Below are 10,761 nucleotides of genomic sequence, written 5' to 3'. Positions count from 1 at the left end.
TTCAGACTTCGCCTTAGACGCTTAGGTCGTTTGGCTGAGGAGGCGTATTCTACACTTCCTAGTGTCGGCGTCAAGCGCTTATTTTAAGAAGCTTTTCAAACGATGATTCTTTGTTCAAGTCTCACTATCCGAAGCTCTTAAAGCGATTGTCACCTGAGGCTAATTTCCGTAGAAGTTAATCTCTCTAACGCAGTGTGCTTGGCTAGTTGCCTGCTTCACCGTGTCAGTGGATGCGCATTATAGGGATATATTAGAGCAGCGCAAGCCCCTTTTTGAATAAAATCATTACAACCTGCTCAAGCGAGCAGTTATTAGACGATACGTACAAAAAGGGGGCTAAACGCCCCCTTTTTCAGTCGTCATCCACTCTTTTAGCTGCCAAAGAAGCGCGACTCTTGCTTAGCTTCTATCAAACCATCATCTGTTTCGACCTCAAAATTAATGTGAGTCATGGTTCTTGAGAGGTCAACAGGGTCTACAGCGATACTTATTGGTAAGGTTAGTACCTCACCTGCCTTAATACTGACTTGCTGCGGTCCTATCCAGTCATAATTAGGCAAACCTTCAACACTCATATTATATAGATGGGTGTTGTCGGTCTTATTGAGGATCTTCAGAGTGAAGGTGTTCTCAATCAAACCTGCATCGGTTTCTCTATATAGCTGGTTACGATCGCGAATGATATCGATACGGATTGGCGCTATTGTCGCAGTAGCATAGATAAAGATGAGGATCATCACCGAAAGGACCACGCCGTAGCCCACCAGCTTAGGCCTAAGTACTTTTTCTTTAATCCCTTCGAGTTTGTTTTCTGTGGTGTAGCTAATTAGACCTTTTTCATACCCCATTCGTGTCATGGTTGTATCGCATGCATCGATACAAGCGCCGCAGTTAATACACTCGTACTGCAAACCATTACGAATATCGATCCCTGTAGGGCAAACCTGTACACATAGGTCGCAATCAATACAGTCACCTAGCCCCATTGCTTTTGGGTCTGCTTTACGTGAGCGTGGGCCACGAGTTTCGCCACGCTTTGTGTCATATCCCACTATATATGTATTCTTATCGAACATTGCTGCTTGAAAGCGAGCGTAAGGGCACATGTGGATACACATGATCTCTCGCATCCAACCTGCATTACCGTAAGTAGCAAAGGTAAAAAAGATAACCCAAAAGTAGATAGCACCACTCGCATTAAGTGTGAATACATCTATATACACTTCACTGGTTGGTACAAAATAGGAAACAAAGGTCATTGCTGTTAGCAAAGAAACCAATAGCCACGCACCATGCTTAGCTGTTTTTCGCCACAGTTTATTAAAGCTCCATGGCATTTGGTCCAGCTTAATACGCTTGTTGCGGGCCCCTTCTAACTTCTCTTCAAACCAAATGAAGATAAAGGTCCACACCGTTTGCGGACAAGTATAACCACACCACACTCGTCCTAAATAAGTGGTAATAAAGAATAAGCCAAAGGCTGCAATCATTAATAGTGCGGCGAGTAAGGTTAAATCCTGCGGCCAGATAGTTAAGCCAAAGACATGGAATTTTTGTTCAGCAAGATTAAACCAAACGGCTTGACGGTCGCCCCAAGGGATCCACGGCAGAACCAAAAAGAACAACATGGCTATCCAACCTATGCGTCGGCGCAATGTGCTCCACAGGCCTTCAACCGCTCTTACATAGATACGATTACGCGGATTAAAGCGGTCTGCTTTATTAGCATCGGGTTGATGGATTTTGATTCTTTCAGCTTTGGAGAAGTCTTTTTTATTTTGTTCTGCGTTCATTTTGCAGCCTTACAGCTTTAATATTGCTAGAAAACTAGCTTATTATAACGCTTATACTACAAGTTATTCACCTAGATAGGACTAAAAGATGAAGGGCTGGATCATATTAGCGATAATCGGTGGCATTCTTTACTACCTTTATACCGAAACGGATACTTTGGATGAACCAATTGCTGAAGTAGAGGGGATATTTCAACAAGCAGAGAACAAACTTGATAGTATGACTGGCACCCAAATCCAGCGCGTAGACCATACGCTCGATATACTAAAGAGCGATATTGCCGACCGACTCTCAGCAACCGAGAATCAAGCACTGCAAGCCATCAGCCAATCAAAACAAACATTAAGTGAGTTTAAACAAGACTTTTGTGGCAGTCATGCTCAGAAGCACTCTGTCTTTAGCAAAGAAAACCAAACTTATATCTGCGATCAGCTTTAATATTGCTTTCTATATAATGCAGCAGATCTCAGTTAGTGGATTCAACTATAAACTAGATTGACCTGAGATCTGATTCAGCCTAGCCTTTAGCTATTACGGTATTTCAACCAAGTAAAAGGCTATAGGCTCATGACACAACAAGTATCTGACATTTTTGATCCCGAATTATGGGATGTGGTTCCTGGATTTGATTTCGAAGATGTTACCTACCACAGAGCCAAAGATCAGGGCACTGTGCGTATCGCAATTAGTCGCCCAGATTGCTTGAACTCATTTCGCCCTAAAACTGTTGATGAACTCTATACCGCGCTTGACCATGCACGCCAATGGTCAGACGTTGGTTGTGTGCTCTTAACAGGTAATGGTCCTTCGGCTAAAGGCCAATGGTCTTTCAGCGCTGGCGGTGACCAACGTATTCGCGGCAAAGATGGCTACAAATATGAAGGTGCAGAAGAAGGTACCCCCGATGTTGCGCGTATGGGACGTTTACATATCTTAGAAGTACAACGCTTAATCCGCTTTATGCCAAAAGTAGTTATTGCAGTGGTTCCGGGCTGGGCAGTAGGCGGTGGCCATAGTTTACATGTGGTTTGTGATTTAACCCTTGCGTCCAAAGAACACGCGGTATTTAAGCAAACAGATCCAGATGTAGGCAGCTTTGACTCAGGTTATGGCAGCGCATACTTAGCGAAGATGATTGGTCAGAAACGCGCGCGTGAAATCTTCTTCTTAGGTTTTAACTACACAGCCGAAGAAGCCTTTGAAATGGGCATGGTTAACCGCGCTATCCCGCATCAAGAATTAGAGGTTGAAGCATTAAAGTGGGCTAAAGAAATTAACTCTAAGTCACCTACGGCAATGCGTATGTTGAAGTATGGCTTTAACTTGCCGGATGATGGTCTTGTTGGGCAGCAGTTATTTGCAGGTGAAGCAACGCGCTTGGCTTATGGTACTGAAGAAGCTCGCGAAGGCCGTGATGCTTTCTTAGAAAAGCGCGACCAAGACTTCTCTTCATTCCCTTGGCATTACTAATTTACGTTAGCCTGCTAGTTAATGTAAACCCATCAATACGTTGAGTATATTGATGGGTTTATAACCAAAGCTTATTTCCAATCTACAAATCCTATCAAACTAATCTATATAAGCCTCTTTTAATTGCAAATGATAACCATTATCATTTAAGACAACTTAAATAGGAGCACTTATTATGATTAAGACCATGACCTTTGCCATTTTGCACTTTAGCGTAGCTTTCACAATTACTTACCTATTAACCGGAAGCGTTGTTATTGGTGGCGCAGTCGCCTTAATCGAACCCGCAGTTAATACTGTCGTGTTTTACTTCCATGAAAAAGTATGGAAAGGCATTGAATCTAAAAATGCTATGCAGGCGGTGTCGGCTTAATGCTTATCTTGATTATTTAAGCCGAGTTTATTCGCCAGTGGAGCAATTGCCCCACCTTGAATAAACACCGAAAACAAAACAATAAAGAACACCATATGCACAATGTCCAGCGAGCCAGGTACGCCAGCGGCAGCAGGGATCAGTGCAAATACAATCGGTGTTGCGCCTTTTAATCCAATCGCAGAGATAAATAAACGCTTCTTCCAGCTGGCTTTAACAAATGGCAGGTAACACAGCTGTACTGCCAATGGACGGGCCACCAGCATAAGTAATAGTGCAGGAGCTAATGAACTGACAAATACAGCGGCCAATGACTGCGGAAAAATTTGTAGGCCGAGCACAATAAACATCAATGCTTGAGCCAGCCAAGATAAGCTATTAAAAAAGTGCTGATTAACCGCTTGGCCTCGCTTAATACCGTTACCTATCACCACACCTGCAATATAAGACGCCAATAAAATATTACCGCCAAGCATTTCAGCACCATACGTAGCCACGACAAAGCTGGCTAAAACAAATACCGGAATAAGACCAAACTCAGACAGGTGAATGCGATTAAGTAGTGATACGGCTGCTTTAGCCACCAACCAACCGACTACCATAGCCACACCAATTTGGGTCACTAATTCGATAGCTATTTCAGCAGGCACCACACTCTTACTGCTGGAAAGCGCCATATCGGTTAAGAAGATCACTAATAACATCGCCACTGGGTCGTTAGTAGCCGATTCAAACTCTAATACGGTATCGGTTTGCTCTTTTAGCTTAAGCTTTTTAGATTCCAGAATTGAAAAAACAGCGGCAGCATCAGTTGATGAAACAATGGCTGCAAATAAAAGACAGGTAACAAAATTAAAGTCCAACAACCAATATAGAATGACGGCAAAAAACAGCGTGGTAAACAACACTCCAAATGAAGCCAGCACACCACCTTCTTTATAAGCGACTTTAATTTTATCGGTTGAGGTATTAATACCGCCGACAAACACAATCATGTTTAGCGCTAACCCACCTATCCATGCGGTTTTATCTAAATCATCATAGACGAAGTTAAACTCACCATTACCCAGCATGAGTCCTACCCCCATAAAGATCAGTAACGAGGGGATACCTAAGGTTCGGGAAGGGTGGTGCAGCAAAATGCCAACTAAGACCAGAATAGACATACCAATCATGACCATTTCAGTCGTCATAAAAGCACCTTTATTTAGTATTTAAGTAAGATTAAGTCATGCTTACGCATTGAGGATAGCCGTAATAAAACGAGATTTGTTTGAATACATCTATTATTGTTACTGATGATTAGTACAAATATGTGGCAAACACATATTGTCATAAAAGTTTAATAATAAATTTATCCTGCGTTCTAATAACCGAAACATAACATATTTAGTCTCGCCGATTGTTAAATTTAGCTTAATCCGAAGTGAACTTAGACTCTGCTCGACATACTCTATATCGCAAGATTCCCCTGTAAATCCCTGCTGTAGCTCACTCCGACAACATCCCATATCAGTTAATAATTTCTACCTGAAATTTTGTTCATGTAACAAAAAACCATTAGCTCGATTAAAACAGAGAAAACTAATAAACAATTAGTCAGCTTCTCTATGGGAGTCACTCAGATTAGTAGTCACATAACTGTCATATAACTCTGTCTTAATGCGCTTGCCTCCAGTGAGGCACTAACTTGGTTTTGTAAATAACTCGTATCTAAGCGACCAAACAATAAGAGTGGAAATCGTAATGAAAAAAGTATTTGGCTTGTTAACTGCAGTAGGTCTAATGACAGCACCACTTGCTCAGGCAAGCACAGTAACAGTATCAGGTTCAACATCTGTGGCCCACGTAATGGAAGTGCTAGCAGAGAATTATCAAAACAACACTCAAACCAGTGTTGAAGTGCAAAGTACTGGCTCATCAGCCGGGATCAGAGCAGCGAAAGATGGCACCAGCATGATTGGTATGTCATCACGTAACGTAAAAGACAATGAGTTAAATAGCGACACCAAAGAGATTGTTATCGCTCGTGACGGTATTGCCGCAGCAGTAAACAATGCCAACCCAGTAAAAAATCTAACCCAAGAGCAGATCTCTAAGATTTACCGCGGTGAGATTAAAAACTGGAGCGAAGTAGGTGGCGAAGCTCGCCCTATCGTAGTGGTCACTCGTGAAAATGGTTCTGGCACTCGCGGTGCATTTGAAGAAATCATGAAACTACAACGCACCATCAACGGCCACAAGGTTACCGCTATCTCACCAACCGCTCAGGTGGGTAATGGCAACGGTATGATCAAGACCATCGTCGCAAACAACCCTTATGCCATTGGTTATATCTCTTTAGGCAGTGTCGATAATAGCTTACGCGCTATTGATGTAAACGGTGTAGAGGCGACAGATGCCAACATCGCCACTGGCGACTACCAAATTGCGCGTCCATTTATTGTGTTGATTGATAAAAATGCACCAGATAACGCCAATAGCTTCATTGAATACATCCTCTCTGAAGATGGGCAGAACATTGTTGCTGAAGAAGGTTATATCCGTATTAATTAATTCAAAAAATACAGAGGAACTACGGTTCCTCTGTATCAATTAATTCAGTTTTAAATAGATGTATAGGTAAATCATGACGACAGCCAGTAAAGCCCAACCTCAAGGATTGCAGCTTGCCCCCGCTAAGTCCTATGACTGGAAAGAGATGAGTTTTCATCTACTTTTCTTATGTAGCGCCATGGTGGGCGTACTTTCAGTTGCGACCATTGGATGGTTTGTTTTTAGTGAAGGTCTACCCGCCTTTAAAGAAGCGGGTGTGTCAGAAATGCTATTAGGTAAAGACTGGTTACCGCCTGCATTATTCGGCCTACTACCTATGATGGTGGCATCATTAATTTCAACAGCTGGTGCGGTCATCATTGGTGTGCCTATCGCGATCCTTACTGCTGTGTTTCTTGCTGAACTGGCTCCAAACTGGCTGGCTAATATCATTCGTCCAGCGGTTGAACTACTCGCCGGCATTCCGTCTGTAGTTTATGGTTTTTTTGGTCTAGTCATTATCGTTCCAGCCATTGAAACCCTATTTAACATCCCCGCAGGTAACACCATATTGGCTGGAATCATCGTGCTAGCCATAATGATTTTACCAACAGTGATTACTATTTCAGAAACCTCTCTTAGAGCATTGCCACCAACATATAAAGAAGGTGCACTGGCTTTAGGTGCTTCACACATTTACAGCATCTTTAAAGTGCTTATTCCTGCAGCAAGAAGCGGCATATACACAGGTATCGCACTTGGTGTAGCCCGAGCGGTGGGCGAGACCATGGCGATTATTATGGTGATGGGCAACGCCCCAGCTATGCCAGGGTCAATATTAGAACCCGCTAGAACCCTAACTGCCAATATTGCGATGGAGATGTCATACGCTACTGGGATTCATGCAAGCGCGCTTTACTCTACAGGCATTGTGCTACTCGCCTTTATTGTCATCCTTAACGGTTCACTACTTTATCTAAATAGAAAGCGAGCTCACTAATGCTAAAACTTTCACGAGATAATCAAGATAAATTGCTACTCGCCGCCATATGGGGCGCAGCAGCAACCACTCTACTATTTTTACTTTGGGTGGTATGGCACATCTTAAGTAACGGCCTAGCCCATGTAAGCTGGGAGTTTATTACTGGCGCTTATACCCGCATAGGTGAAGCATCGGGTATTTGGGCAATGATAGTCTCGACCGTGTATATGGTGGGCTTATCACTCGCCTTTGCCGCTCCAATCGGCATTATGACGGCGATTTACCTGACTGAATACGCAGCCCCAGGCAGCCAAGTGGTTAAAGTTATCCGTTTTTGCACCGAGTCACTCGCAGGCATTCCATCTATTGTTTACGGCCTGTTTGGTATGACGTTCTTTGTCACCACTCTAGGTTTAGGCTTTTCAATTCTATCTGGCGCACTAACACTAGCAATGCTTATCTTGCCAGTGATAATTCGCACGACAGAAGAAGCCTTACTATCTGTACCTATGAGCTATCGCGAAGGCGGTTACGCATTAGGTAGCTCTAAAATCTATACCATCTGTCGTTTAGTCCTACCTAGTGCTCTGCCAGGCATTGTGACCTCAATTATCTTAAGTACTGGCCGCGTAATTGGTGAATCAGCACCAGTATTCTTAACAGCAGGTATGGTTACTCAAATCCCTGAGTCGGTACTAGAATCTGGCCGCACGCTAACTGTACACCTATACAAACTAACCCAAGAGCTGTTTACCCAACACGAATGGGATCAAGCTTACGCAACCGCAACAGTACTCATTGTATTAGTACTTGTATTAAACATGGCAACCAAAGTGATTGCCTCACGTTTAAATAAATCATCTAAGTAAGGTTATCTCCATGAATAAGCTAGAAGTGAACAACTTAAACCTATTTTACGGCGACAACCATGCGCTAAAAGATATCTGCTTAACCATTCCAGCTCGCCAAGTAACGGCGCTGATTGGTCCATCTGGCTGTGGCAAGTCAACGTTATTACGCACATTGAATCGTATGAATGATTTAGTGTCAGGAGTGAAGATCAATGGCGACGTGATGTTTGAAGGTAACAACATCTATCAAGATGTCGACGTAAAGCATCTAAGAATGCGCGTAGGTATGGTGTTTCAAAAGCCAAATCCTTTCCCTATGAGCATCTATGAGAACGTTGCCTTTGGTTTAAAAGCCCAAGGTATTAAAGATAAACAGGTCCTCGATGCAGCAGTGGAAGAATCATTGCGTAGCGCAGCTCTGTGGGATGAAGTAAAAGAAAGACTTAATACTCCAGCATTTGGATTATCGGGCGGCCAGCAGCAACGCCTTTGCATTGCGCGCACCATAGCAATGAAGCCGGAAGTCATTTTAATGGACGAGCCCACCAGCGCACTCGACCCTATTGCGACCCATAAAATTGAGGCTCTGATGGATGAACTACGTAAACAGTTCACTATTGTTATTGTGACTCACTCTATGAACCAAGCTAAGCGTATCTCAGATAAGACCGCATTTTTCTGGATGGGTGAATTGGTTGAACATGGCGAAACGACGCAGATCTTCAACCAACCTGTCGACCAGCGCACCCGAGGTTATGTAAGTGGTGAATTTGGTTAACCTTTGCAGCTAAGTCCACTAGAAACGCACTTACCACTTGGTAAGCGCGTTTTTTGTTAACTGCGCTATACTTAAATAGGTATATTTTCACCTATTGAAAAAATAAAAAACAATCTTTTTCAAAGACTAAACTCTGCCGAACCTAATAGGAAAGTAGCAGATAACAATAGATAGCTAGCCCAATAGCGTTAACTTAACCGAGTCAACTTGTTAAAGCTGCATAATTAAGATAGCTTCGGATAATAGGTTTAGTGAATAAAGAGGCGCGCCTATATGGAAAGAATTAGAGAAGCTCAAGCACACTTAGTAAAAGAGTTTGAAATCTATAACAATGCATCGGCAAAGAAACTGCCACCCATTGATATTGATTGTCCTGAAAACCTCGAAACCATGCTCGAATTTGTTACCCGCCGAGAATCGTTAAAGCAAGCTAAAAAGCTCAGTTCCCCACCAGCAGCAAAACTAAAATCAGCCATAGCAGACACCCTGTTACTATTAGATAATTTCGACATAAAACTCTCTAAAGAGAAAGGAGCAGCAGAGAAGTAGATTAAGTCAGTACAGTTACTGATATAAACATAAGCGAGTGTTAATAGGTCAAATCAATTAACTCATTAACACTAACAGAATATTAACCTTCCTTTTTTAAGGAATGTCTATTCTAATTTGAGAACTTGCTTATAAAAAATCTGTTCCTATAATGCCTAAAACCGGAGCGCCCCAAAACGCTCCGGTTTTTTTGTGCCTGAAATAAGCTCAGGAATTAATTTAATGCCCGATAAAAAATTTTTATCGGCGGTTTTGCTGCGCGCAAAATCCATGTAAGGAATAAACCATGCGTATTGAACAAGATCTAAAGTTAGGCTTTAAAGATGTATTAATTAGACCTAAACGTTCAACGTTAAAGAGTCGTTCTCAAGTCGATTTAAATCGCCAATTTACCTTTAAACACAGTGGTAAAACATGGACTGGTGTACCGATTATTGCCGCTAACATGGATTCAGTCGCTAGCTTTGAAATGGCTAGTAGCTTGGCAAAACACAATGTAATGACTGCCGTACACAAGCACTACAGTGTCGAACAGTGGAGCGATTTTGTATCGAGCCAAGCTGCAGATGTACTGCAGCACGTTATGGTTTCTAGCGGTACTTCTGACACTGACTTTGTTAAGTTAAGCGAAATTTTAGCCCTTTCTGACAACCTTAACTTTATCTGTATCGATATTGCTAATGGCTACTCTGAACACCTAGTTGATTACGTTCGCAAAGTCAGACAAGCACACCCGATGAAAGTGATTAGTGCTGGTAACGTAGTCACTGGCGACATGGTTGAAGAACTGATTATTGCTGGTGCAGATATCGTAAAAGTCGGCATTGGCCCTGGTTCTGTATGTACTACCCGCGTAAAAACAGGCGTAGGCTACCCACAACTTTCAGCCATTATCGAGTGTGCTGACGCAGCCCATGGCCTTGGCGGTCAAATCATCGGTGACGGCGGTTGTAGCTGTGCTGGTGACGTTGCTAAAGCCTTTGGCGGCGGAGCTGATTTTGTCATGCTTGGCGGTATGCTAGCTGGCCACGAAGAGAGCGGCGGAGAAGTCATTGAACAAGATGGCAAGACCATGGTTAAGTTCTATGGTATGTCTTCACAGTCAGCAATGGACAAACACTCTGGTGGTGTTGCTAAGTACCGTGCAGCAGAAGGTAAAACAGTACTACTTCCATTTAAAGGCTGCGTAGATAACACCATTAACGATATTATGGGTGGCGTTCGTTCTACTTGTACTTATGTTGGCGCTGCGTCGCTAAAAGAATTAACTAAGCGTACGACGTTTATTCGTGTTCAAGAGCAAGAAAATAACGTTTACGGTAAAGAGTAAATATTTAACTTTAATTAATTTATAACTCGATGAGATTTATGAGTTAATTAAGTATAGTTACATTGGTTATTTATATAATCCATTTAGTAATATAAATAA

The 10,761-nt window shown here is 42.5% G+C and carries 11 protein-coding genes; 9 read left to right on the top strand and 2 right to left on the bottom strand.

Going from position 1 to position 10,761, the window contains the following annotated elements; genetic code table 11:
* Positions 1–371: 371 nt before the first annotated feature.
* Entirely contained in the window at positions 372–1,793 is a 1,422-nt protein-coding gene (gene ccoG, locus L2748_RS19525; protein WP_220782115.1) for a cytochrome c oxidase accessory protein CcoG, read from the bottom strand.
* An 88-nt stretch (positions 1,794–1,881) separates the two neighbouring features.
* Between ccoG and L2748_RS19520 the strand changes: the two genes are divergently transcribed.
* From L2748_RS19520 to L2748_RS19510, 3 genes are all read left to right on the top strand, one after another.
* Complete coding sequence (locus L2748_RS19520) at positions 1,882–2,232, top strand: hypothetical protein (protein WP_220782116.1); 351 nt, start codon at positions 1,882–1,884, stop codon at positions 2,230–2,232.
* A 129-nt stretch (positions 2,233–2,361) separates the two neighbouring features.
* Complete coding sequence (locus L2748_RS19515) at positions 2,362–3,264, top strand: 1,4-dihydroxy-2-naphthoyl-CoA synthase (RefSeq protein ID WP_220782117.1); 903 nt, start codon at positions 2,362–2,364, stop codon at positions 3,262–3,264.
* Positions 3,265–3,439: 175 nt separating this feature from the next.
* Positions 3,440–3,637 (top strand): DUF2061 domain-containing protein, encoded by a 198-nt coding sequence (locus tag L2748_RS19510; RefSeq protein ID WP_220782118.1) that lies wholly within the window; start codon positions 3,440–3,442, stop codon positions 3,635–3,637.
* Here the strand turns inward: L2748_RS19510 and L2748_RS19505 are convergent.
* Positions 3,634–4,830 (bottom strand): potassium/proton antiporter, encoded by a 1,197-nt coding sequence (locus tag L2748_RS19505; protein ID WP_220782119.1) that lies wholly within the window; start codon positions 4,828–4,830, stop codon positions 3,634–3,636. The two genes, L2748_RS19510 and L2748_RS19505, sit on opposite strands and share 4 nt — an antisense overlap.
* A 553-nt stretch (positions 4,831–5,383) precedes the next feature.
* Here L2748_RS19505 and L2748_RS19500 point away from each other — a divergent pair.
* From L2748_RS19500 to L2748_RS19475, 6 genes are all read left to right on the top strand, one after another.
* On the top strand, positions 5,384–6,193 hold the full coding sequence (locus tag L2748_RS19500; protein ID WP_220782120.1) for a phosphate ABC transporter substrate-binding protein: 810 nt from the start codon (positions 5,384–5,386) through the stop codon (positions 6,191–6,193).
* Positions 6,194–6,266: 73 nt separating this feature from the next.
* The gene (pstC, locus tag L2748_RS19495) at positions 6,267–7,172 is read left to right on the top strand and encodes a phosphate ABC transporter permease subunit PstC (protein ID WP_220782121.1); all 906 of its coding nucleotides are present in this window, start codon (positions 6,267–6,269) and stop codon (positions 7,170–7,172) included.
* Entirely contained in the window at positions 7,172–8,023 is an 852-nt protein-coding gene (gene pstA, locus L2748_RS19490; protein ID WP_220782122.1) for a phosphate ABC transporter permease PstA, read from the top strand. The genes pstC and pstA overlap by 1 nt, the downstream gene beginning before the upstream one ends.
* A 10-nt stretch (positions 8,024–8,033) precedes the next feature.
* Complete coding sequence (gene pstB, locus L2748_RS19485) at positions 8,034–8,783, top strand: phosphate ABC transporter ATP-binding protein PstB (protein ID WP_220782123.1); 750 nt, start codon at positions 8,034–8,036, stop codon at positions 8,781–8,783.
* A gap of 273 nt (positions 8,784–9,056) precedes the next feature.
* Complete coding sequence (locus L2748_RS19480; protein WP_220782124.1) at positions 9,057–9,332, top strand: hypothetical protein; 276 nt, start codon at positions 9,057–9,059, stop codon at positions 9,330–9,332.
* Between the two features lie 286 nt (positions 9,333–9,618).
* The gene (locus L2748_RS19475) at positions 9,619–10,662 is read left to right on the top strand and encodes a GMP reductase (RefSeq protein WP_220782125.1); all 1,044 of its coding nucleotides are present in this window, start codon (positions 9,619–9,621) and stop codon (positions 10,660–10,662) included.
* Positions 10,663–10,761: the final 99 nt, after the last annotated feature.

It is taken from the genome of Shewanella sairae (genome assembly GCF_023283535.1).
Lineage (GTDB): Bacteria > Pseudomonadota > Gammaproteobacteria > Enterobacterales > Shewanellaceae > Shewanella > Shewanella sairae.
Note: the sequence above shows the minus strand (reverse complement) of the source record. Positions and strands in the feature narration are given on the sequence as shown.